Below are 22,548 nucleotides of genomic sequence, written 5' to 3' on the forward strand. Positions count from 1 at the left end.
TCCCGCCCCGGGCAAGGACAAGAACAACAAGGCAGCATTAGATGCGTGCACTCTTTCTGATACCGGTGATCGGCGTTTTGGCGGCCTGCGACACGGCGGTTCCGTCGTCGGGCGCGGGGTTCAACACCCCCGAATACCAGGCGCAGCGTGAGGCCGCGCTGGCAGGGCAAACCGGGACAAATGGCGCCCTGGTCCCGCCCTCGGTCGTGTCCTCCGAGCAGCTGTCGCCGGCAACGGCGGGCGGTGCGCCGCTTCAGGCACCGACGGGGGATCCCGACGCGGACATTGCCAATCAGACGGCGGCTGCGCTGGGAGCCACGTCTCCGCAAGCGTCGGCTCCGGTCCCTGCGCCGGTTGCCAGCAGCAATGCGGGCATCTCGGACGAGCAGGATTTTCAGGCTGTCTCCAACCGTCAGACGATCGAGAGCGATGCGGCGCGGATCGAGCGCAACAAGGCCAATTATCAGGTGATTGCGCCCACCGCCGTGCCTCAGCGCAGCGGCGATGCGCAACCCAATATCGTGCAATACGCGCTCAGCACCTCGCACCCGGTTGGGACCCAGCTCTATAGCCGCGCGGGTTTCAACCTGCGGGCCAAGGCGCAGCGCAATTGCGCGGGATATCCTTCGGCGGATCAGGCGCAGATCGAGTTCCTGGCTGGTGGCGGCCCGCAGCGCGACCGCAAGGGTCTGGACCCCGACGGGGACGGGTACGCCTGTGGCTGGGACCCAAGCCCGTTCCGCCGCGCGGTAAACAACTGAGCGCGTGCAGCCGGTTTGGCATCCTTCACCGAATTTCGGGCCGCGCCGTGACGGTCTAACCCCATCGCTGATCGTGATCCACTACACCGCCATGGAGAGCGCCGAGGCGGCGCTTGAGCGGTTGTGCGATCCGCAGGCCGAAGTATCGTCGCATTACCTGATCGGTATGGACGGTCATCTGTGGCAGATGGTGGACGAGGCCAACCGCGCCTGGCATGCGGGCGCCGGAAGCTGGCATGGCAAGGACGACATCAACTCACGCTCGGTCGGCATTGAACTGGACAATAGCAGCACTCACCCGTTTGCCGAACCGCAGATGGCGGTGCTGGAACGGCTGCTGCCACAGATCATGACGCGCTGGGGCATCCCGCCCGAAGGGGTGATCGGACATTCCGACATGGCGCCGGGGCGCAAGTTCGATCCCGGTCCGCGCTTCGACTGGGCGCGGCTGGCGCGGCAAGGACTGGCGGCCCGGAACGGTCACGATGCCGGGCCGGTTGATCCGGATTCCGAGCTCTTTAGACAGGTTGCATGCGGGGCAGGTTATTCGGCTATGGCGGCTGACGACACTTTGCTCCACGCCGTCCGGCTGCGCTTTCGCCCCTGGGCGACGGGCCCGCTCTCTTCCGAGGATTTTACCCCTCTGGGCCATGCCGCCCTGTGGACCTGAGCACGCAAGATGAATGGCCGCGCATCTTCCTCTTGCTCCAAATATCCCGGAGTGAATTGGCCGCAGGCCAAGATGGGCAGCGTTCCCTGCTGTGCGCCGGCTTGACGCAACGCCGCCCACCGCATAACTGCACCCTTGCGCGGAGGGCCGGATGGCCGCTGGGGCGTAGGCCCGAGAGGAAAGTCCGGACTCCACAAGACAACGGTGCCGGGTAACGCCCGGGCGGGGCAACCCGACGGAAAGCGCCACAGAAATTAAACCGCCTGAGACCTCGGTCACAGGTAAGGGTGAAACGGTGGGGTAAGAGCCCACCGCGCCGCTGGCAACAGGGGCGGCACGGCAAGCCCCACCGGGAGCAATGCCAAATAGGGTCCCCGCGCGGGCCGGTCGGCACCAGCCGATACCGCCGCTAAGCGCGTCTTGGCTGAGAGGGACCGGGTTGGCAGCTTGAGCCGTGCAGCAATGCCCGGCCTAGAGGAATGGTCATCGAAGGGGGCGACCCCTGAACAGGATCCGGCTTACAGGCCCTCCGCGCATCAATCGCTCTGACGGTATTCGCATCTGTCTCAGTCTGTTATGGTGCCCCTTGGGGATGGCGCACAAGCTGGGAGAAGACATATGAGTTTCATGAAAGCGCTGGCCTCGGTGGCTGTTGGATTTGCCGCCGCAAAGGGTTTGGAGAAATACAAGCAGATGGGCGGTATGGCCGGTCTGCAGGATATGATGCAAGGCTCAGGCGGTGGGTTCGGGATGGACCAGCTTGGCAAGATGGCCGAGCAGTTCGGCATGCCCGGTGGCGCATCGGGATTGCAGGACATGATCGGCAAGATGGGGCTCGGCGGCGGCGCGGCGGGCGCGGCTGGACTGGGCGGTCTGATGAACGCGATGCAGGGGGCGGCCAGAACCGGCGGCCAGCAAACGACCGACATGATGGAGACGGTTTTTCAGGGCACACCGGCCGGTGCCGCCATGGAGGAACAGGCAAAGCTGATGCTGCGCGCCATGATTCAGGCCGCGAAAGCGGATGGAGAACTAGATGCGCACGAGAAAGATACCATTCTGGGTGAGTTGGGCGATGAAATCAGCGACGCGGAACGGGAATTCGTGCAGGAACAACTGGATGCTCCGATCGACGTGATGGGACTGGCGGCTGCATCCGGTGCGCCGCTCAAGACTCAGGTCTACGCGACATCTCTGGCGGCGATTCGGCTGGATAACGCGCGCGAGGCGTCTTATCTGCGGCAGCTTTCCACCGCTCTGGGCCTTTCTGATGCGGAACGCGATCAGATTCACTCGTATATGGGGGCGCCGAACCTGCCATCCTGAACCGGCGCCGGAATCCGGTGAACCGGGCGGCGTTTGTCCTTGACATAAGCGGTGCAGGGCGTAAAAGCGCACGCTCATGAGAATTCAACCGAAAGGCCCCTGCCTTTCCGGACGCAGGAGATAACCATGGCGAAGCCGACGACCATCAAGATCCGTCTGAACTCGACCGCGGGCACGGGCCACTTCTACGTGACCAAGAAAAACGCGCGGACCATGACCGAGAAAATGACCGTTCGTAAATACGATCCGGTCGCTCGCAAGCATGTCGAGTACAAGGAAGGCAAGATCAAGTAAGCCTTCCGAAAGACTGGACAAAATCTGTGAAAGGGTCACGTTGCGGCGTGACCCTTTTCGTTTTGCGAGGTGAGTGTGGAACTTCTTGTCCGGCCTTCCACAGCGGCGGATATCGCGGCGGTCGACGCGTTGCTGGCGCGCGCTTACCCAAAGCTGCTCAAGCATGACTATGCGCCTTCGGTTCTGGTGACCGCTCTACCGCTGATCAGCCGGGCGCAACCGGCGCTGCTGACCTGTGGGACGTATTATGTGGCGGAGGGCGACGGAGCGATTCTGGGGGCTGGCGGCTGGACAAGGGACAGGAGCCTGAAAGAGCTGGGACATATCCGTCACGTGGTCACCGATGACCGCGCGGTTCGGCGCGGGGTTGGGCGGACGATTCTGTCCCATATCCTAATCCAGGCGGGTGCGGCGGGGATCACCGAACTGGAATGCTGGTCCACCTATACCGCCGAGCCTTTCTACGCCGCGATGGGGTTCCGGTCCGAAGGTCCGATGGAGGTTGCGTTGCAACCGGGCATCAGCTTTCCGGCAATTCGTATGAGACAGAGCTTGTCATGACGGGGCCGCTGCCGTTACGGTTCACAAGTCCGCCACAACGCTCTGACTGTCATGAAAAAAATCCTTCTGCCCGCGCTCGCCTTCGTTACGCTTTCTGCCTGCGAAGATATCTGGAACCGAGAAGGGGTCGGATTCACCGGCATCGATGGCGAGCCTCGGACAATCGTCGAGAGCCGCGAGGCAGCGGGTTTCGTTGCCAGCCGCGACAGCGTTCCGGCTGAGCTTGCCGGGCTGACCACGCCTCAATTGCTGACCGAAGAGACCGATCCCGCTAAGGTTGCGGGCGTGGCGATTGACAATGGCGGGCGGGTGCCCGGACAGGCGGTCGAGATCGGAGGCGATCGACAAACCCTGATGCTGAGCACCGTGAGCGTCAACAATGTGCTTTATGCGGTCCTGCGAACCCCGGAAGGTGCGGCTGACCGGATGGATGTCAGCACGGGGCCCCAGTTTGCAGCGTCGATTCCGCGTCTGACAGGGTGCCTGATCGGTGGGAACGTCTATCAGAAGGGCACATCGAGCCTGCGCACCAGTGGCTTTGCAGCTCCTTTGAACTGCAGATAAGGCACTGCCCGGTAGCTGATAGGCAACCGAATCTAGACCCGCCATTCCGCAAAGATCACCGCAGGCTCAAAGCCTGACGCGGCCATGAGCGCTGCGGAAGCGAGGTTGAAGCTGGCATAGGTGGTGGCGATGACAGGAATGTCGTCTGGATCAAGCCGATCCCGGATGGCTGCGATCAGTGCCGTTCCGATACCTTGCCGCCTGTGTTCTGCATCTACGCTGACATGATGCAGCATGGCTCGAGTTTCGGCAGGCCTCAGCGGGGATGCGGGACGGCGTTCGATTTCATAGATGGCGTAGCCGGCGAGCTTGCCGACGGTTTCATATCCCAGTGCGTGGATGTCAGGTTGGGCCAGCCAGTCGGCAAGCCACGGAGCAATTTCGGAATCAGCCGGAAACGGACTGAAGCGCCGAGGCTGATGCAGAACGTGCAGGTCGTGCACCTGGCGCAAGAGCGGGATCAGGCGGTGGGCCTCTGCAGCAGGAATCTCGATGATCGACATGGCACTGTCTCGTCCGTGAAATAGAAAAGGGCGGGTTCTTTGGAACCCGCCCTTGGCAATTAAGATATCCAGTGTCGCGTTATTCGCGGCTACCCATCAACTGGAGCAGGAACATGAACATGTTGATGAAGTCCAGATAGAGGCTCAGTGCACCCATGATGGCGGCCTTGCCCAGCCACTCCTGATCGCCGGAATGGGCCATCTGCAGGTAGGTGTTCTTGATGCTCTGCGTGTCGTAGGCGGTGAGGCCAGCAAAGATCAGAACGCCGATCACCGAGATGGCAAAAGCCACCGCCGACGAGGCGAGGAAGATGTTGACGATCATGGCAACGATCAGGCCAATCAGACCCATGATCAGGAACGTGCCCATCCCCGACAGGTCCTTCTTGGTGGTGTAGCCATAGAGCGAAAGACCGGCGAAGGCGATTGCGGTGATCAGGAACACCTGAATGATGGACTGGCCGGTGAAGACCAGAAAGATCGAGCTGATCGAAAGGCCCATCACGGCGGCAAAGGCGTAGAACACCACCTGCGCGCCCGCGGCCGACAACCGGTTGATCGCAGCGCCGAAGCCAAAGACAAAGGCCAGCGGGGCAAACATGATGACCCATTTCAGCGGCGAGGCGTAGATCGAGTACCCGAACGAGGTCAGGTATTTGTCTGCGCTCAGCTGCGCAGCCGCTGCCGACGGATCGGTGGTGACCGCCAGGCCCGAAATGGCCCAGGCCGCCAGGAAGGTGATCAGCATGCCTACGGACATTGTGCCGTAGACTTTGTTCATATGGGCGCGTAGGCCCTCGTCAATCTGGGCAGCGCGTACGCCCGCGCCCGTCCGGATTGTGTCGAATTCAGCCATTGGGGTCTCCCTACAATAGTCCGTTGTCTGCGCAGGCGTGTACCTGCAACTCTCGGAACAAATATCGGAGAGGAAGCCCCCCAATTCAAGCCTTTCGAGCCGTTTCTTGCACGCAAAACCCGACATTTCGAACCAAAACACTCGGGTTGAACGTGTGCGGGTCAGCGAAGCCAGGTTTCTGGCGCGTCCCAGATCGGCCGGCGCACTTCGCGGTCGACCTGATCGCGGGTGAGTCCCAGGTCCTTCAGAGCCGCATCATCAAGGCGTTCCAGCGCGCGACGCTGACGCCAAACGGCGAACAGACGTTTCACTGCGGCCAGACGGGATGTGCGGACAGGGCGGCAGGTGTGTGATGCAGTGGTCAGTGCCATGATGTAATTCCTTTCCGTACTTTTGATGGGTTTTGACTGTTTCATCAATTTCCTTGATCAATATGGGAGAATGTGGTTCATTCTCAAAACGAATGTTTCTGATGCGTATCATCAAGGATCGTGATTATGAGAAATCTGGACATCACCACATTGCGCTCGTTTGTAGCGGTGGCTGACAATGGCGGCGTCACCCGCGCCGCAGGGTTCCTGCACCTGACACAATCCGCCGTATCGATGCAGCTCAAGCGATTGGAGGAGTTGCTGGGGCTCGAACTGCTGGACCGCAGCGGCCGCGGCATTGCGCTCACCGCTTCGGGCGAACAGCTTCTGGCCTATGCCCGCCGGATGGTGGCCCTAAATGACGAGGTGATCGGGCGGCTCACCGATCAGGCCTTTGAAGGCGAGGTGGTACTGGGCGTGCCGCATGACATCGTCTATCCGGCCATTCCACGGGTGCTGCAGACGTTCAACGCCAACTATCCGCGTGTGAACGTGAACCTCGCGACCTCGAATACCCGCCAGTTGAAAGAGGAGTTCAATCGCGGCACCTACGATCTGATTCTGACCACCGAAACCGGTGAGGGCGAAGGAGCGGAAACCATCCATCACATGCCCTTGCGCTGGGTCGGTGCACGTAACGGCTCGGCCTGGAGGCAAAGGCCGCTGCGTCTTGGGTTCTGCCGCATCTGCAGTTTCCGCCCCGTCGCGCTGTCGGCACTGGAAGATGCCGGGATCGAGTGGGAATTGGGTCTGGACAGCGATTCCGACCGCACGGTCGAGGCGACGGTCAGCGCCGATCTGGCGGTTGGCGTGCTGCTGGAAGGCACTCAACCCGGCCATCAGGAGTTGATTGACCACGGCGGGTCGCTGCCCCGTCTGCCGGTGCAGCACATCAACCTCTACGGGGCGGATCGTGTGCGCGAGAAATATGTTAAAGAGCTTGCGGAACTGATCCGGCAGAGTTTTTCGGCCTTGCGCCCGTCGCACATCCGGGCGGTCGTCTGACGAACTAAGGAGTGATGACGACCTTGCCGGTGGATTGTCGCTCTTTGAGCAGTTGCATGCCTTCAGAGACCCGATCCAGCGGCAAGGTATGGCTGATATGCGGTTTGATCCGGCCCTGGGCATGCCAGGCAAAGAGGGTTTGGAAGCTGTCTCGCACGATCTCGGGGCGGAACTTCAGGTAACCACCGATGTAAAAGCCGATCACGGTGAGGTTCTTGACCAGCAGATGATTGGCTGGAATCTGCGGCACCTCGCCGCCAGCAAACCCGATGGGTAGTAGGCGGCCCTCAGGGTTGGTGGCGCGAAACGCTGCATTGAAGACATCCCCGCCGATGGCGTCATAGACAACGTCGGCGCCGCCCAGTTCCTTGACCCGGGCCCGCAAATCCTCGGAGGCGTCGATCAGATGATCCGCCCCGGCGGCCTTTGCGACGGCAAGCTTGTCTTCGCCCCGTGCCTGCGCGATGACGGTCGCCCCCATCAGCTTGCCAATCTCGACGGCGGTCAGGCCGACGCCACCGGCAGCGCCGGTCACCAGCAGGGTCTCGCCGGGTTGCAGGCGCGCGCGGTGTTCCAAGGCGATGTGGCTGGTGCCGTAAGCGATCTGAATCGCCGCCGCATCTTCGAAAGTCATTGTGTCCGGCAAGGGGATGGCACGATCTGCATCAAAGACACCATAGTCCGCCAACCCACCCTGACCTGAGTAAACGGCGATTCGGTCGCCCGGCTTCAGGTTGCGCACGTTTGTTCCCGGTTTGTCGACAATACCGGCGATTTCCATGCCGAGTGTGAACGGTGCAGCGGGCGTATCCTGATACGTACCCTTCTGCATCAGAAGGTCCGCAAAGTTCAGACCGCAGGCGCGGACCGCTACCCGGACCTGATCCGGCCCTGGCTCTGGCCGGTCAACCTGAACGAGTTCGGCCGGTGCGCCAGGCGCCTCGATTCGATATGCGCGCATCTGAAACCCCCTTTTTTTCAGGCTATAAACCGTTGAAGTGAGGCGAGTGTCAAACCGGTTCCTGCGATACCTGCGCGTTCCCCAATCTTGGCCAAACAGACCCTTCGTTTGTGATGTGGAAACAGTCGTTGAGTCGCGCTGACATACACAACCACAAATCTGTGTACGCTGCGTTAGATTCAACCTTCTTGAAATGCAGCAAAAAATTGGCAATATTCAGCCATGGTGCAGTTCGGGATGCATTTAACGGAATTAGGGAGTTCTTAAACGGCCACCCGCTAGCGTGGCGAGGGAGCTTTTGTGCCAGTGCCCGGATTGTTGTTAGTGAATGAAGAGGAGAGAACTCATGACCCATCCCGTCGATGTCCATGTGGGCAAGCGCGTGCGTCATCGCCGCTGGCTCATCGGCATGACCCAGCAGCAGCTGGCCGAACAGGTTGGTATCAAGTTTCAGCAGATTCAAAAGTATGAAACCGGTGCGAACCGGGTCAGCGCATCACGTCTGTGGGACATCGCAGAGGCTCTGGATGTTCAGGTGAGCTTCTTTTTCGAAGGTCTGGATGAAAGCCACAAAGAGACACCGGAAAAGCGCAACGTGCCTGCGGACCTCATGGGCGACAAGGAAGCTCTGGATCTCGTGCGCTCATACTACGCAATTCCGGAAAACCAGCGCCGTCGCCTGTTTGAACTGGCGCGCGTGTTGAGCGACGTCGCCTGATACGGGCTTGACTTCGCCGGTCGCGGGACGCACGGGTGTATGCATGACACCTGGCCGGTTTAGCGATCTCGACATAGCAGAATTGATGGCAGATGCCGCCCGGTCGGCGATTCTGCCATTTTTTCGTTCCGCCGATCTTGATACCCAAAACAAGTTGCAGGCTGGCTTTGATCCGGTGACGGTTGCGGACCGGGCAGCCGAGGAAGCCATGCGCGCGGTATTGCGCCAGCATCGTCCCGAGGACGGTATCTGGGGCGAGGAGTTCGGACAGGAGGCCGGGCAGAGCGGTCGAACCTGGGTGCTGGATCCGATCGACGGCACCCGTGCCTTCATCAGCGGCACACCAACCTGGGGTGTGCTGATTGCGCTCTCGGGTGACAATGGGCCTGAGTTGGGCATCATTGATCAGCCATATATTGGTGAACGCTTTTTGGGTGGCGGTGGTGAGGCGCGCATGTCCGGCCCCAAGGGATCGGTTGCGTTGAAAACCCGCGATACAAAGGCCCTTGATCAGGCCCTTCTGTTCACCACGTTCCCCGAGGTTGGAACGCCCGAAGAAGGCGCAGCCTTTCGCGCGGTTGCCGAACACGTGAAGCTCACGCGGTACGGGATGGATTGTTATGCCTATGCGCTGCTGGCGGCAGGGCAGATCGATCTGGTGATCGAGGCCGGATTGAACGCCTATGACATCCAGGCCCCCATCGCCGTGATCGAGGCGGCAGGCGGCATCGTGACGGACTGGCAGGGTGGTCCGGCGCACCAGGGTGGACGGGCCTTGGCCGCCGCGAATGCCGATATTCACGCCGCCGCCCTGGACATTCTCGCTCGCGCCTGATCCGGCTTGTTTAATAGACACCCAAGGATTAGCCTGCCCGCGGCCGGTTCTTGAGCCCGTTTTCCATCGGCCCACACACACTTCCATGAGACGGGTGCCTGAAAGGAGTGTGTTCATGACCGATATCCTGATCCGCAATGCCAATACCATCCTGACCATGGATGATAAGCGCAGCGAGTTGAGCAATGCCGACATCCTGATCCGAAACGGTGCAGTCGCCGCCGTCGGAACGAATCTGGGCAACACCGTTGCAGCCTTGCCGGATACGATTATCCACGAGGCGAAGGGCTGCGTCGTTACCCCGGGTCTGGTCAATACCCATCACCATCTCTACCAGACCCTGACCCGGGCGGTGCCGGGCGGGCAGGACGCGCTGCTCTTCGGCTGGCTGCGCACGCTCTATCCGATCTGGGCGCGGTTTGGCCCGGAGGAGATATTCGTCTCGGCGCAGATCGGGTTGGCGGAGCTTGCTCTGTCGGGTTGCACGCTCAGCTCGGACCATCTCTACCTGTACCCGAATGGCTGCCGGCTGGACGACACGATTGCCGCCGCCGCTGAACTGGGGATGCGCTTCCATCCCACACGGGGCGCGATGAGCATCGGGGAGAGTGCCGGTGGCCTGCCGCCTGACAGTCTGGTTGAGGGCGAGGAGGAGATTCTCAACGACATGATCCGCGTGGTGGACAAGTTCCACGATGCGTCCGAAGGCTCGATGTGCCGGGTCGGGCTGGCCCCGTGCTCACCCTTTTCGGTCAGCCGGGATCTGATGCGCGACGCGGCGCTGCTGGCGCGGGACAAGGGCGTGATGCTGCACACCCATCTGGCCGAAAACGACGAGGATATCGCCTATTCCGAGGCGCAGTTCGGTTGCCGTCCCGGTCAATATGCCGAGGAACTGGGCTGGACCGGGCCGGATGTGTGGCACGCCCACTGCGTGAAACTCGATGGGCAGGAGATTGATCTTTTTGCCAGAACACGCACCGGTGTGGCCCATTGCCCCTGTTCGAATTGCCGTCTGGGTTCGGGCATCGCGCCGGTGCGGGCGATGCGGGATGCGGGCGCTCCGGTGGGGCTGGGCGTGGATGGCTCGGCCTCGAATGACAGCGGCAACCTGATGGCCGAGGCGCGCCATGCTATGCTGCTGCAGCGGGTGGCGCGCGGTGCAGACGCGATGTCGGCCCGCGAGGCTCTTGAGATTGCCACACGCGGTGGTGCCAATGTGCTGGGTCGCTCGGACTGCGGTCGCCTCGCCCCCGGCAAGCGTGCCGATATCGCGATCTGGGACACCACCGGCATCGACAGCGCCGGCAGCTGGGATCCGGCGGCTCTGTTGCTGGCCGGCCCGACCCGCGTCAAGCATCTGTTTGTCGAGGGACGCCAGATTGTGCGCGATGGTCAGATCACCTCGATCGACCTGCCGACCGTCATCGAGCGCCAGAACCGTTTGGCGCGCGCGCTCCAATCCTGATCGGGCTTCGGTTCACTTATTTGACATACCCCCATCGGACGCACGTCTTAGGACGCGTGCTTCTTGTCAGGGCCCCTTGCGGCGCCCGCCGATCCACACCTCGGTCACGGCCCGGTCATCGCCCATCATGATGGTTGGGAACACTGCCTCCCACAGGTCCGAAGCCATATCTGAACGCTGAGCGATGGCCGGAGTCGAGGCCAGATCCAGCACCACCAGATCCGCCTCCATCCCTGGGGCGATGTTGCCGATCAGGTGATTCATCCGCAGTGCGCGGGCAGAGCCAACCGTGGCCAGCCATAGCAGTTGCGAGGAATGCAGCGGTACGCCGCGCAACTGTCCGATCTCGTAGGCCGCCGCCATGGTGCGCAGCATGGAAAAGCTCGACCCGCCGCCAGTGTCAGTGGCCAGTCCGATCCGCTGTCCTTCGACCATCAAACCCGCCATGTCGAACAGGCCCGATCCGATGAACGTGTTCGAGGTCGGACAATGCACCAGCGCCGCGCCGACCTCGCGCAGCCGGTCGCGCTCACGCGGTTCCAGATGGATGGCATGGCCGTAGAGGCCGTTTCCGCCCAGCAGTCCGAAGCTCTCGTAAGTGTCGAGATAGTCACGGGCGTCGGGGAACAGGCCGCGCACCCACTCGATCTCGTCCGTCTGCTCGCTCAGGTGGGTCTGCATTAGGCAATCTGGGTTTTCGGCCCAGAGCGCGCCCATCGCCTCCAGCTGCTCCGGCGTCGAGGTGGGCGAGAAACGCGGCGTGATGGCATAGGAAATGCGGTCCAACCCATGCCACCGCTGCAACAGCGCGCGGGACTGGTCATAGGCGGTCTGCGCCGTGTCCCGCAGCCCCTCAGGCGCGTTGCGGTCCATGCAGGTCTTGCCCGCAACTACCCGCTGTCCCCGGGCCTGGGCTGCAGCAAAGAAGGCCTCGACGCTTTCGGGATGGATGGTGCAGAAGCTGCACATGGTGGTGGTGCCGTGCGCCGCCGTCAGGTCCAGATACCGCCCGGCGATCTCGGCGGCATAGTCGGGCGAGGCGAATTTCATCTCTTCGGGAAAGGTGTAGCTGTTCAGCCAGTCGATCAGCCGCTTGCCCCAACTCGCGATCATCGCCGTCTGCGGATAGTGCACATGCGCATCCACAAAGCCAGGCAGGATCAGCCGCTCGCCGTGATCGACCACCTCGGCCTGCGGATGGGCGGCGCGCAGGGCGTCATGGTTCCCGACTGCGGCAATGGTGCCGCCTGACAGCAGCACCGCCTCGTCGATCCGAACCGCGTCTTCGGGCTCACCCTCGAAAGGGGATGCCGTGAAGGATAATACGCGCCCTTTCAGAAGGGTTTCCTGCGCCATGCCGTGTCGATCTCCGCTCAGTTGGAACCGGACCTGAGCATAGGTGCCGCATGCAAGTCGGTAAATTGCGCTATTGTCATTGTTTTCCGGTAGCAGCTTCTTCTATTTTGCGGCCAATCGCAGAACAAAAGGGCTGAGCATGACGACGGGCAACGAACACGCCGACACCGACCAGTCCCGCGACGATAACGCCTATGAGCTGGACCCCAAGGCCGTCACCGCAATCCTCTATGCAGTGGATGTGGACGATCGGGACAAGCTGGTCGAGCTCATGGAGCCGTTGCACCCGGCCGACATCGCCGACCTTCTGGAACAGATCAACACCTTTGACCGGGCCCGGCTGATCCGCCTTTACGACCGCGAGTTCGACGGCGAGATCCTGTCCGAGCTTGAAGAGGGCCTGCGGGAAGAGGTGATTGGCGTTCTGCGCCCCGACGTCCTGGCCGAAGCGGTTCGCGAGCTGGAAAGCGACGATGTCGTGGACTTGCTGGAGGACCTGGAAGAGCCGCAGCAGGAGGCGATCCTCGACGCGCTGGAGGATGCCGACCGGGTCGCCGCCGAGCAGGCGCTGTCCTACCCCGAGAACTCCGCCGGACGTCTGATGCAGCGAGAGGTGGTGATGGCGCCCGATCACTGGACGGTGGGGCAGGCCATTGACCACATGCGCGGCACCGACGATCTGCCCGAGGAGTTCTATCACGTCGTTCTGGTCGACCCGCGTCTGCATCCAGCCGGGCAGGTGGCGCTGGGCCGCCTGATGGCCTCGCCCCGCGACACTTTGCTGAGCGGCATCGCTGACGAAGAGTTCCAGACCATACCGGTCGAGCAGGACGAAGAGGATGTTGCCTATGCCTTCAATCAGTATCACCTGATCTCGGCCCCGGTGGTGGACGACGACGGGCGGCTTGTCGGTGTGATCACCATAGATGACGCCATGGTGGTGCTGGACGACGAGCACGAAGAAGACATCCTGCGCCTTGCCGGGGTCAGCGATGAAAGCTCGCTGTCCGACAGCGTGGCGTCGACCAGCAAGCGGCGGTTGCCTTGGCTGGCGGTAAACCTCGGTACTGCGATCTGTGCTTCGCTGGTGATCTCGCAGTTCGAGGCGGCGATTGCGCAACTGGTCTCGCTGGCGATCCTGATGCCCATCGTGGCGTCGATGGGCGGCAATGCGGGCACGCAGTCGCTGACGGTGGCAGTGCGCGCACTGGCCACGCGCGACCTGACCGGCGCCAATGTCTGGCGGGTGATCCGGCGCGAGCTGCTGGTGGGGATGCTCAATGGGCTGTGTTTTGCAATCGTTCTGGGCACGGTAGGGATGCTGTGGTTCGGCTCGCCCATGCTGGGTGTCGTGATCGGCGCGGCGCTGGTCGTGAACATGATCATCGCGGGCTTTGCAGGTACGGTAGTACCGGTGGTGCTGGACCGGCTTGGGGTCGATCCGGCGCTGGCCTCGGGCACTTTCGTGACGACCACGACGGATGTGATGGGGTTCTTCATTTTTCTGGGCCTTGCCACCGTGGTGCTTCTATGACCGATCTGACAGACCTGACCGAAGTGAAGGCGGCGGCCCGCAAGGCGGGTTTCGCCCGCCGCAAGCAGGCCTTCGACACGCGGCTGCCGGGCGCGGCGGGGCGGCTGTCCGAGGTGCTGGCCGGCCATCGTGGCGTGCCGCTCTCGGGCTACATGCCGATACGGACCGAGATCGACCCGCTGCCTGCCATGGCCGAGGCCTCGGCCTATGGCCCGGTTGGCGTGCCGGTCATTCAGGGCGAGGGGCAGGCGCTGCGCTTTTCCCGCTGGACGCCCGAAGGCGCGCTGCGCGATGGGCCGTTCGGGGCGAAAGTGCCCGAGGTGGATGACTATTTCGACCCCGAGATCCTGATCGTGCCGCTGGTCGCCTTTGATACTCGCGGCGGGCGGCTGGGATATGGCGGCGGCTTCTACGACCGCACGCTGGAAGGGCTGCGCGCCAAGCGCCCGACGCTGGCCATCGGGTTTGCCTTCGACGCGCAGCAGGCCGACAATCTGCCGCTGGAGCCCACCGACCAACCCCTCGATATGCTGATCACCGAAACCCGGGTGCTGACCTTCTGACGCGACATTCCCGCTTGTTCTTGCAGGCGGCAGCACCTAGGACAGACGGTCATGAGGATTTTGTTTTTGGGTGATGTCATGGGCCGCGCGGGGCGTGCGGCCATCCGCGATAACCTGCCGCGCTTGCGCGACGAGTGGCGGCTGGATTTCGTCGTGGTCAATGGCGAGAACGCCTCGAACGGGATGGGCCTGAGCGGCGATCACGCCAAGCTGTTGCTGGATGCGGGTGCGGATTGCGTGACGCTGGGCGATCATGCCTTCGACCAAAAGGACATGCTGCAATTCATCGAAAGCGAGCCACGCATCGTGCGTCCGATCAACTATGCCAAGGGCGCGCCGGGGCGGGGCTATCGCCTGTATAACGCGCCGGGCGGGCGCAAGGTGCTGGTGGTGCAGGTGCTGGGGCAGGTGTTCATGAAGCGCCCCTTCGACGATCCGTTTTCGGCCGTCGAACCCGTGCTCAAGTCGCATCCGCGCGGTGGCTTGGCACAGGCGGTGATCGTGGACATGCATTGCGAGGCCACCTCGGAAAAGATGGCGATGGGCCATTACTGCGATGGGCGTGCGAGCCTTGTCGTCGGCACCCACACTCACGTGCCCACAGCCGACGCGCAGGTGCTGGCCGGTGGCACTGGCTACCTGACCGATGCGGGTATGTGCGGTGACTACGATTCGGTTATCGGCATGGACAAGGTCGAGCCGATGCGCCGGTTCATCACCGGAATGCCCAAGGCGCGGTTCACGCCCGCGACGGGCGAGGCAACGCTTTCGGGCGTGTTTGTCGAGACCGATGACCGTACCGGCGCTGCCCAATCTGTACGCATGGTGCGCGTTGGCGGGCGGCTTGAGCAAGCTGCGCCTTAGCCATCCGCAGGAGAGGCTTGCTCAAGCCGGGCCAATGCGGGACACTACCGATCAGGCGCGCACGCCAGACAAGGGTTCGGACTGACAACCAAAAATGCAATTCCTTCAGCTTACTGACACGGGCAGTGCTGTTGTGGCGCTGATGATCGTCGCGGGCATGTTCATTCTGTTCCTGCGTGAGGTCTTTCCGACCGAGGTGGTGGCGATCTCGGGCGTGGCCCTGATGATGATCACCGGCATCCTGCCCTATGATCAGGCCCTTCCGGTGCTGTCCAACCCGGCGCCGTGGACCATTGCGGCTATGTTTATCATCATGGGCGCGCTTGTGCGGACCGGGGCGCTTCATTCCTTCACCTCGGTGGCGCAGAAACAGGCGCAGGTGAACCCGCGTATCGCCATCGCGCTGCTGATGGCTTTTGTGGTGATCGCCTCGGCGTTTGTTTCGAACACGCCGGTTGTAGTCGTCATGATCCCGGTTTTCGTACAGATCGCCCGGACCCTGGATGTGCCCGCGTCGAAGCTGCTGATCCCGCTGTCTTATGCGGCGATCCTGGGTGGCACGCTGACGTTGATCGGAACCTCGACCAATTTGTTGGTCGATGGTGTGGCGCGCACCCATGGCCAACCGGCCTTTACCATCTTCGAAGTCACGCCGCTCGGTCTGATCCTGGTCGCCTATGGCATGCTCTACTTGCGCTTCATTGCGCCGCGCCTGCTGCCCGAGCGCGACAGCATGGCCTCGATGCTGAGCGACCGATCCAAGATGAAATTCTTTACCGAGGCGGTGATCCCCCCCGACAGCAACCTGATCGGGCGCGAAGTGACAGGTGTGCAGCTGTTCAAGCGGCAGGGTGTGCGGCTGATCGACGTGGTTCGGGGCGACGAGTCGCTGCGGCGCAACCTCAAGGGCGTCACCCTGCGTGTCGGTGACCGGGTGGTGCTGCGCACGCAAATGACCGAGTTGCTCAGCCTGCAGAGCAACAAGGAACTCAAGCGTGTGGATCAAGTCTCGGCGGTCGAGACCAAGACGGTCGAGGTGCTGATCACGCCCGGCTGCCGCATGGTCGGGCGCACGCTGGGGGCCTTGAGGCTGCGGCGGCGCTACGGCGTTTACGTGCTGGCGGTGCATCGTCGGAACCAGAATATCGGGCGCCAGCTGGACGAGTTGGTGGTGAGGGTTGGGGATACGTTGCTGCTGGAAGGTTCGCCCGCCGATATTCAGCGGCTAGCGGCGGATATGGACATGGTCGATGTCTCGCAACCCTCGGCGCGGGCTTACCGGCGCAGCCACGCGCCAATCGCAGTGGCCGCGCTGTGCGGTATCGTGCTGCTGGCGGCGCTGGGCGTGGCGCCGATCCTGATGCTGTCCGTGATGGCCGTCGCGCTGGTGCTGGTCACCCGCTGCATCGACGCCGATGAGGCGTTTTCGTTTATTGAGGGGCGTTTGCTGGCGCTGATCTTTGCCATGCTGGCCATCGGCGCGGCGCTTGAGGCCTCGGGCGCGGTGAAACTGATCGTTGATGCCGTCGCTCCGGGTTTGGGCATGTTGCCGCCGTTCATGATCGTCTGGGCGGTCTATCTGCTGACATCCGTGTTGACTGAACTAGTGTCGAACAACGCGGTGGCAGTGGTGGTCACCCCCATCGCCATAGGTCTGGCGCAGGCGGTGGGCGTCGATCCCCGGCCGCTGGTGGTGGCGGTGATGGTGGCGGCCTCGGCTTCGTTTGCGACGCCGATCGGATACCAGACCAACATGATGGTCTACGGGCCGGGCGGCTACCGGTTCACGGACTTTATGCGCGTCGGGATTCCGCTCAACCTGTCCGTGGGGCTTCTGGCCTCGTTACTTATTCCGCTCATCTGGCCGCTCTGACGGCACGTTGCCGCCGACATGGGGCTGGTGCGCTTGAAACGGTTCCACAACCTCCGATCTCGCAGGCAGAATGAATGCGAGTACAGAGGATGACGGTTCATGCGCACAGTCCAGAGTTTGACCGCTATTGCCACAAGCATCGCGTTGCTGGCGACCGGCGCTGCAACGGTTGCGGCTGGCACAATTCAAGGCTCGGCGACGTATCGTGAGCGCATCGCGGTGCCTCCGGGCGCGGTGCTTGAGGTACGGCTGGTGGACATCTCGCGCGCCGATGCCCCGTCGATCACCCTGTCATCCCGCCGCTACGCGCTGAGCACCGTTCCGGTGACGTTCGAACTGCCGTTCGACGATGCGCTGATCGACGCAGGCATGAGTTATGCGGTGCAGGGCGAGATCCTGCAGGGCGAGCGACCATTGTTTTTCACCGACATGGTCTACCCGGTTCTGACGCAGGGCAGCGGTGACGATGCCGAACTGGTGCTTGTCCAGGTTGCCCAAGGCGAGGGCGCGGGGTTGGAGGGCACAACCTGGCGGGCCTTTGAGCTGAACGGGATACCGCTGGAGACCGACAAGCGGCCCGAGATCGCATTTGCAACCGACGGTGCCTTTGGCGGCAGCAGTGGCTGCAACCGTTTCAGCGGGCACGCGGAGATCACCGCCGACATGATTGCGTTCCCCGAGGATATGGCCGCCACGCTGATGGCCTGTCCGCAGCCCTACGATGAGTTGGAGCACGAGTTTTTCCGCGCGCTGCCGCAGGTGTCCGGGTTTCAGCGCGACGGTGAGATGCTGGTTCTGGTGGATACCGCCGGAATGGCCATCATACGCCTGAATTTGGTTCAATAGAGTTTCAATGAAAAAGCTGGTCGAACTCGCAGGGGGCAGCGGACGAACTGCCCGGATCAGGGGGCTTGCAGGCATTCTCTTTGTGGCAAGCGCGCTGATGGGCTGCGCGCCGTTCGACCGGGGCACGGCCATGACCGAAGATCGCGAGACGGCGCCCGAGCTTGTCGCGCGAGACTTGCGGTTCTGGGCCGATGAGCCGGCCAGAGCGTTGTCCAATCACCTGCCGGGCGGCAGGTTGAGCGATGTTCTTGTCCTGTCGGGCGGCGGCCCGGATGGGGCGTTCGGTGCCGGAGTGCTGACCGGGTGGACCGACGCCGGAACCCGGCCCGAATTTGACGTGGTCACCGGGGTCAGCATCGGCGCCATTATTGCCCCTTACGCCTTTCTTGGGCCGGAATATGATGACGAGCTTGAGGATCTGGTCCTGAACCGCACCGGCAAGCTGCAGCGCCCTGAATTGACCGTTTCCGGGCTGATCTTTGACGCCGGTGCCTTTGAGCGTCAGGCGCTCTCAACGCTCGTAAACGCGATTCTGACGCCGGACGTGATTGCCCGCATCGCCGAAGAACATCGTGCCGGGCGGCGCCTGTTCGTGGCGACCACAGATCTGGATGCGCAGCGTATGGCGGTCTGGGACATTGGTGCCATGGCGCAGGCGGTCAACCCCCAGATGGCCGAGGCCATTCGCGGTGTCTTCGTTGCTGCCGCGGCGATTCCGGCAGCGTTCAAACCGGTGCGGCTCTCTGCCCCCTCGGTTCTTGGGATCGAGGATGAATTGCATGCCGATGGGGGCGTGATCAGCCAGATCTGGGCGCCCGATCCGCGCGCGCTCCGCACCCACAATGGAGGTCGTGGCACGACCTACCACATCATCATCAACAACGCCGTCGAGCCGGATTTCGACGTGATTAACGCCAATGCCGCCAGCCTCGGTACGCGCGCCATCACCACGCTGATCCGTGCCGGAATGCACGCGGATCTGGCCCTGACCGAGACGCTGTTGCGCCAGGCCGGTTCGGACATGTCGCTGGCCTATATTCCGCCGGACTGGCCGCTGGCGGTTCATGCGCTGGATTTTTCGCCCGAACACTTGCTGGAGATCTATCAGTTGGGCTGCAACGCCGCGCAAGACGGCTCGATCTGGGTCCCGCGCGTACCGAACAGCTATCGCGCGGTGCCATGAGATAACTCAGGCAATAGCCCGGGACCGCCCCGCGTTGCGACCCGAAAAGATGCAGCCGCCCAGAAAGGTCCCCTCAAGCGCGTTGTAGCCGTGGTAACCACCGCCACCGAACCCAGCGACCTCACCCGCCGCAAAGAGGCCCGGGATCACCTGACCGTCGATACCAATCATCTGGCTGTCGAGGTTGGTCTGCAGTCCGCCCAATGTTTTGCGGGTCAGGATATGCAGTTTGACTGCGATCAGCGGACCGTTGGCCGGGTCCAGGAACTTGTGTGGCTTGGCAGTGCGGATCAGCTTGTCCCCGCGATAGTTGCGGGCGGCGTGGATCGCCATCATCTGCGCATCCTTCGAGAACGGATTGTCGATCTGGGCATCGCGCGCCTCGATCTGGGCGCGCAGTTGTGCCTCGTCGATCAGCCCGCCGCCGAGCTGGTTCATGCCGCCGACCAGCTCGGTCAGGGTGTTGGCCACGACGAAATCCTCGCCTTTCTCCTTGAACGCCTCGACTGGTCCGGTGGCCTTGGAGCCGGATAGGATGCGCTGACGGATCACTTCCATCCAACTGCCCGAGGTGAAGTCGGGGTTTTGTTCCGAACCCGAAAGGGCGAATTCCTTCTTGATCACCTTCTGGGTCAGGACGAACCAGCTGTACTCATACCCGGTCTTCAGGATCTCGCGCAGGGTGGTGAGTGTGTCGAAGCCGGGCAGGCAGGGCGGGAGCAGGCGGTTGCCGGTGGCGTCGAACCACATCGAGGATGGGCCGGGCAGGATGCGGATGCCGTGTGCGGGCCAGATCGGATCCCAGTTGCGGACCCCTTCGGTGTAATGCCACATCCGGTCGCCGTTGATCACGTGACCGCCCGCCTTTTCGCTGATCGGGATCATGCGGCCATCGACGTGGAAAGGCACCCCGGCCACCATGTCCTGTGGTGGCTCGCCCAACCGGTCGCGTGGCCAGTTCTTGCGGACCATCTCGAAATTGCCGCCGATACCACCCGAGGTGACGATGACCGAGGGGGCGTAAACTTCGAACTCGCCCACCTCGTCGCGGTTGGTCTTGGCCCCGCGCGCCGCCCGGTCATCCGAGAGAACCTCGCCCGAGACCCCCTTGGCGCTGCCGTTATGCATGATGATGTGGCTGACCTGATGGCGGAACCGCAACTCGATCAGACCGGCGGCCACGTGCTCGCGCACGCGGCGCTCGAACTGTTCGATCACGCCGGGGCCGGTGCCCCAGGTGATGTGAAAGCGGGGAACCGAGTTGCCATGGCCGGTGGCGTAAGAGCCGCCGCGCTCGGCCCAGCCGACCACCGGGAACCAGCGCAAACCCATCTCGTGCAGCCAAGGACGCATCTCACCGGCTGCGAATTCCACATAAGCTTCGGCCCATTTGCGCGGCCAGTCATCCTCGGGGCGGTCGAACTGGGCGCTGCCCAGCCAGTCGCGCATCGCCAGATCGCGGCTGTCGCGGATGCCCATGCGGCGCTGCTCGGGCGTGTCCACCATGAACAACCCGCCGAGGCTCCAGAACGCCTGACCGCCCAGGAAACGCTCGGGCTCCTGATCCAGCAGGATGGCCCGCTTTCCTCGGTCACCCAACTCTGCCGCCGCGGCAAGGCCCGCAAGGCCACCACCCACGATGATTGCATCTGCGGAGTTATTGCTCATGGGCTATCCTTTCAGCGGCTGCGGAACCAGAAGAGGAAGGGAAGGGCAACGGCATACATGGTGATACCATAAACGGCGGCGGGCAGGGCCAGTGGGCTGAATCCGGTCGAAGTGTTGGTGATCAGCGCGGCCAGCGTGATGCCCAGCGTCGAGTTCTGGATACCGGTCTCGATCGAGATCGTCTTGGTCTCGTCCCAGCTCAGCCCAGCGGCGCGGGCAATGCCGAGGCCGATGAGCAGCAGCGCAAGGTTAAGCGTGATCAGTCCGGCACCCATGATGCTCAGATTGTCGATGAAAAGCTGCCAGTTGCCGGCCAGCGCGGCGATGACGATCAGGACGAAAAGCACGGTGGCGAGTTTCGAGAGCGGCCCGTCAAGCACTAGCGCAAAGCCCCGGAAACAATGCCGGATCGTAACACCGATGGCGACGGGCAGGGTAGTGATCAGGAACATGGCGATGGCAAGACCGGTGACCGAAACCTCGGGCGCCGCTTCGCCCATGAAGTGGTTGACGGACCAGGCGGCAAGGATCGGTACGGTCAGGATCGAGAGCAGGCTGATGATGGCTGTCAGGGTGACCGACAGGGCCACGTCGCCCTTGGCTAGCTTGGATAGGATGTTGCTTGTCACGCCTCCGGGGCAGAAGCTGAGCAGCATGAAGCCTACCGCGATCTCGGGCGGCACCGCAAACAGGGTAACTGTGGCGAAAGCCGCCAGGGGTAGCAGCAGGACCTGGCTGACAGCACCGATGGCGAACGGGTAGCGGCGGGTGATGACGCGGCGGAAATCCGCAGCCTCAAGCCCCACACCCAGCGACAGCATGATGATGGCCAGCGAGACCGGCAGGCCGACATTGACGAGTAAATCCAAAACAACCCCTCCCAAAGCCGTTTCGGATCACCCTATGCGGGTGAACGGGCCTCAGGCAACGGCTCCGTTAGGTCATCCGTAGCGGTGCGCGAAACGGCGCAGGATTTCGCCGGGTTGAGTGATCTCGGCGGCGTGGCAGGCTTCGATCAGCTTTTGCGCGTCTTCGGGCGGGAAATAGCCGTGATCCTTGTAGATATTAATGCGTTCCTCAAAGTCATGCGCGTCGGCCTCGGGATGGAACTGAGTGGCATAGACGTTCTTGCCCCAGCGGATCATCTGATAGGGACAGGGGGCCGAGGCGATCAGATGGGTGCAGTCCGGGGGCAGGTCCTGCACCGCCTCCTTATGGCCGACAAAGGCGTCGAAGACCGGCAACAGCCCGGTGGTCAGCGGGTCGTCGGCGGCATCCTCGGTCAGGGTGCAGGTCGAGGGGCCGACAGGCTCGCTGTAGCGCGCCTTGCTGACCTCCCCGCCCAGATGCGCGGCCAGAATGCCCAAACCGTAGCAGCAGCCCATGAAGGGGTAGTCCAGTTCGGTAATGCGCGGCATCAGCCCCATGATCGTGCCCTCGATCCGGACATCCAACGGGGTCTTGCTGGCCGGATCGTCGCTGACACAGCCCGGCCCGCCGCCGACGATCACGCCCGCGTAATCGGTGATGTCCAGCCCCTCGGGCAAATCCTCGCAATCCAGTCGGATGCGGTGGGTACGCCCAGGCGGCATCTCGCATTTGCCGAGGATCGAGGCATATTCGGCGTCGGCAGCATCGGTCTCGGGACGGAGCTGAAGGATCAGAAAACGTTTCATGGCACCGGATTAGAGCGGATCGCGGCGAAATGGAACCAGGCACACCAGGTTTCATGCGCGGCCAAGAGCCTTGCAAGGCTCTTACAAGGATT

The 22,548-nt window shown here is 62.6% G+C and carries 24 protein-coding genes and 1 other RNA gene; 17 read left to right on the forward strand and 8 right to left on the reverse strand.

What is annotated here, in order from left to right; genetic code table 11:
- Window positions 1-41: 41 nt before the first annotated feature.
- The 7 genes from AB3N21_RS02435 to AB3N21_RS02465 all read left to right on the forward strand — a co-directional run bounded on the left by AB3N21_RS02435 (window position 42) and on the right by AB3N21_RS02465 (window position 4,176).
- Window positions 42-761, forward strand: coding sequence for a hypothetical protein (locus AB3N21_RS02435; RefSeq protein ID WP_367933715.1), 720 nt, complete (start codon window positions 42-44; stop codon window positions 759-761).
- A 4-nt stretch (window positions 762-765) separates the two neighbouring features.
- Window positions 766-1,431 carry an N-acetylmuramoyl-L-alanine amidase gene (locus AB3N21_RS02440; RefSeq protein ID WP_367933716.1) on the forward strand — a complete coding sequence of 222 codons (666 nt, stop codon included), beginning with the start codon at window positions 766-768 and terminating at the stop codon, window positions 1,429-1,431.
- 139 nt (window positions 1,432-1,570) lie between these two features.
- Window positions 1,571-1,968, forward strand: an RNA gene (gene rnpB / locus AB3N21_RS02445) — RNase P RNA component class A.
- An 81-nt stretch (window positions 1,969-2,049) separates the two neighbouring features.
- On the forward strand, window positions 2,050-2,757 hold the full coding sequence (locus AB3N21_RS02450) for a DUF533 domain-containing protein (RefSeq protein WP_367933717.1): 708 nt from the start codon (window positions 2,050-2,052) through the stop codon (window positions 2,755-2,757).
- Window positions 2,758-2,883: 126 nt separating this feature from the next.
- Window positions 2,884-3,051 (forward strand): 50S ribosomal protein L33, encoded by a 168-nt coding sequence (gene rpmG, locus AB3N21_RS02455; RefSeq protein ID WP_005630270.1) that lies wholly within the window; start codon window positions 2,884-2,886, stop codon window positions 3,049-3,051.
- 75 nt (window positions 3,052-3,126) lie between these two features.
- Window positions 3,127-3,612 (forward strand): GNAT family N-acetyltransferase, encoded by a 486-nt coding sequence (locus AB3N21_RS02460; RefSeq protein WP_367933718.1) that lies wholly within the window; start codon window positions 3,127-3,129, stop codon window positions 3,610-3,612.
- A gap of 51 nt (window positions 3,613-3,663) precedes the next feature.
- On the forward strand, window positions 3,664-4,176 hold the full coding sequence (locus tag AB3N21_RS02465; RefSeq protein ID WP_367933719.1) for a hypothetical protein: 513 nt from the start codon (window positions 3,664-3,666) through the stop codon (window positions 4,174-4,176).
- 32 nt (window positions 4,177-4,208) lie between these two features.
- On the opposite strand, the gene AB3N21_RS02470 is transcribed toward AB3N21_RS02465, so the two are convergent.
- From AB3N21_RS02470 to AB3N21_RS02480, 3 genes are all read right to left on the reverse strand, one after another.
- Window positions 4,209-4,679: a GNAT family N-acetyltransferase gene (locus AB3N21_RS02470; RefSeq protein WP_367933720.1), complete on the reverse strand. Its 471-nt coding sequence runs from the start codon at window positions 4,677-4,679 to the stop codon at window positions 4,209-4,211.
- A gap of 79 nt (window positions 4,680-4,758) precedes the next feature.
- Window positions 4,759-5,535 (reverse strand): Bax inhibitor-1/YccA family protein, encoded by a 777-nt coding sequence (locus tag AB3N21_RS02475; RefSeq protein WP_171173768.1) that lies wholly within the window; start codon window positions 5,533-5,535, stop codon window positions 4,759-4,761.
- A 161-nt stretch (window positions 5,536-5,696) separates the two neighbouring features.
- The gene (locus AB3N21_RS02480; protein ID WP_171173769.1) at window positions 5,697-5,906 is read right to left on the reverse strand and encodes a DUF1127 domain-containing protein; all 210 of its coding nucleotides are present in this window, start codon (window positions 5,904-5,906) and stop codon (window positions 5,697-5,699) included.
- A gap of 126 nt (window positions 5,907-6,032) precedes the next feature.
- Here AB3N21_RS02480 and AB3N21_RS02485 point away from each other — a divergent pair, with 126 nt between their 5' ends.
- Window positions 6,033-6,911 carry a LysR family transcriptional regulator gene (locus tag AB3N21_RS02485; RefSeq protein WP_367933721.1) on the forward strand — a complete coding sequence of 293 codons (879 nt, stop codon included), beginning with the start codon at window positions 6,033-6,035 and terminating at the stop codon, window positions 6,909-6,911.
- 4 nt (window positions 6,912-6,915) lie between these two features.
- Here AB3N21_RS02485 and AB3N21_RS02490 read toward each other — a convergent pair whose 3' ends face one another.
- A complete protein-coding gene (locus AB3N21_RS02490; RefSeq protein ID WP_367933722.1) occupies window positions 6,916-7,872 on the reverse strand; it encodes an NADPH:quinone oxidoreductase family protein in 957 nt (318 codons plus the stop codon).
- Window positions 7,873-8,218: 346 nt separating this feature from the next.
- On the opposite strand from AB3N21_RS02490, the gene AB3N21_RS02495 reads away from it, so the two are divergent.
- The 3 genes from AB3N21_RS02495 to AB3N21_RS02505 all read left to right on the forward strand — a co-directional run bounded on the left by AB3N21_RS02495 (window position 8,219) and on the right by AB3N21_RS02505 (window position 10,893).
- Window positions 8,219-8,590: a helix-turn-helix domain-containing protein gene (locus tag AB3N21_RS02495; RefSeq protein WP_171173772.1), complete on the forward strand. Its 372-nt coding sequence runs from the start codon at window positions 8,219-8,221 to the stop codon at window positions 8,588-8,590.
- A gap of 43 nt (window positions 8,591-8,633) precedes the next feature.
- Window positions 8,634-9,425: a histidinol-phosphatase gene (gene hisN / locus AB3N21_RS02500; RefSeq protein ID WP_367933723.1), complete on the forward strand. Its 792-nt coding sequence runs from the start codon at window positions 8,634-8,636 to the stop codon at window positions 9,423-9,425.
- Window positions 9,426-9,540: 115 nt separating this feature from the next.
- Window positions 9,541-10,893 carry an 8-oxoguanine deaminase gene (locus tag AB3N21_RS02505; RefSeq protein ID WP_367933724.1) on the forward strand — a complete coding sequence of 451 codons (1,353 nt, stop codon included), beginning with the start codon at window positions 9,541-9,543 and terminating at the stop codon, window positions 10,891-10,893.
- A gap of 66 nt (window positions 10,894-10,959) precedes the next feature.
- On the opposite strand, the gene guaD is transcribed toward AB3N21_RS02505, so the two are convergent.
- Window positions 10,960-12,249, reverse strand: a complete 1,290-nt coding sequence (gene guaD, locus AB3N21_RS02510; RefSeq protein WP_367933725.1) for a guanine deaminase — start codon at window positions 12,247-12,249, stop codon at window positions 10,960-10,962.
- A gap of 139 nt (window positions 12,250-12,388) precedes the next feature.
- On the opposite strand from guaD, the gene mgtE reads away from it, so the two are divergent.
- The 6 genes from mgtE (at window position 12,389) to AB3N21_RS02540 (ending at window position 19,112) form a co-directional block, all read left to right on the forward strand.
- Entirely contained in the window at window positions 12,389-13,783 is a 1,395-nt protein-coding gene (mgtE, locus tag AB3N21_RS02515) for a magnesium transporter (protein ID WP_367933726.1), read from the forward strand.
- 5 nt (window positions 13,784-13,788) lie between these two features.
- Window positions 13,789-14,346: a 5-formyltetrahydrofolate cyclo-ligase gene (locus AB3N21_RS02520; RefSeq protein WP_367933925.1), complete on the forward strand. Its 558-nt coding sequence runs from the start codon at window positions 13,789-13,791 to the stop codon at window positions 14,344-14,346.
- Between the two features lie 51 nt (window positions 14,347-14,397).
- The gene (locus AB3N21_RS02525) at window positions 14,398-15,210 is read left to right on the forward strand and encodes a TIGR00282 family metallophosphoesterase (RefSeq protein WP_367933727.1); all 813 of its coding nucleotides are present in this window, start codon (window positions 14,398-14,400) and stop codon (window positions 15,208-15,210) included.
- Window positions 15,211-15,304: 94 nt separating this feature from the next.
- Window positions 15,305-17,083, forward strand: coding sequence for an SLC13 family permease (locus tag AB3N21_RS02530; protein WP_367933728.1), 1,779 nt, complete (start codon window positions 15,305-15,307; stop codon window positions 17,081-17,083).
- A gap of 99 nt (window positions 17,084-17,182) precedes the next feature.
- Window positions 17,183-17,929: a YbaY family lipoprotein gene (locus AB3N21_RS02535; RefSeq protein ID WP_367933729.1), complete on the forward strand. Its 747-nt coding sequence runs from the start codon at window positions 17,183-17,185 to the stop codon at window positions 17,927-17,929.
- 7 nt (window positions 17,930-17,936) lie between these two features.
- A complete protein-coding gene (locus AB3N21_RS02540) occupies window positions 17,937-19,112 on the forward strand; it encodes a patatin-like phospholipase family protein (RefSeq protein WP_367933730.1) in 1,176 nt (391 codons plus the stop codon).
- A 6-nt stretch (window positions 19,113-19,118) separates the two neighbouring features.
- Here AB3N21_RS02540 and AB3N21_RS02545 read toward each other — a convergent pair whose 3' ends face one another.
- From AB3N21_RS02545 to AB3N21_RS02555, 3 genes are all read right to left on the reverse strand, one after another.
- Window positions 19,119-20,780 (reverse strand): FAD-binding dehydrogenase, encoded by a 1,662-nt coding sequence (locus tag AB3N21_RS02545; protein ID WP_367933731.1) that lies wholly within the window; start codon window positions 20,778-20,780, stop codon window positions 19,119-19,121.
- Between the two features lie 11 nt (window positions 20,781-20,791).
- A complete protein-coding gene (locus AB3N21_RS02550; protein WP_367933732.1) occupies window positions 20,792-21,649 on the reverse strand; it encodes a bile acid:sodium symporter family protein in 858 nt (285 codons plus the stop codon).
- A gap of 72 nt (window positions 21,650-21,721) precedes the next feature.
- Window positions 21,722-22,456 (reverse strand): glutamine amidotransferase, encoded by a 735-nt coding sequence (locus AB3N21_RS02555; RefSeq protein ID WP_367933733.1) that lies wholly within the window; start codon window positions 22,454-22,456, stop codon window positions 21,722-21,724.
- Between the last annotated feature and the right edge of the window lie 92 nt (window positions 22,457-22,548).

The organism is Ruegeria sp., assembly GCF_040830605.1.
In the GTDB taxonomy this organism is placed as follows: domain Bacteria; phylum Pseudomonadota; class Alphaproteobacteria; order Rhodobacterales; family Rhodobacteraceae; genus Ruegeria.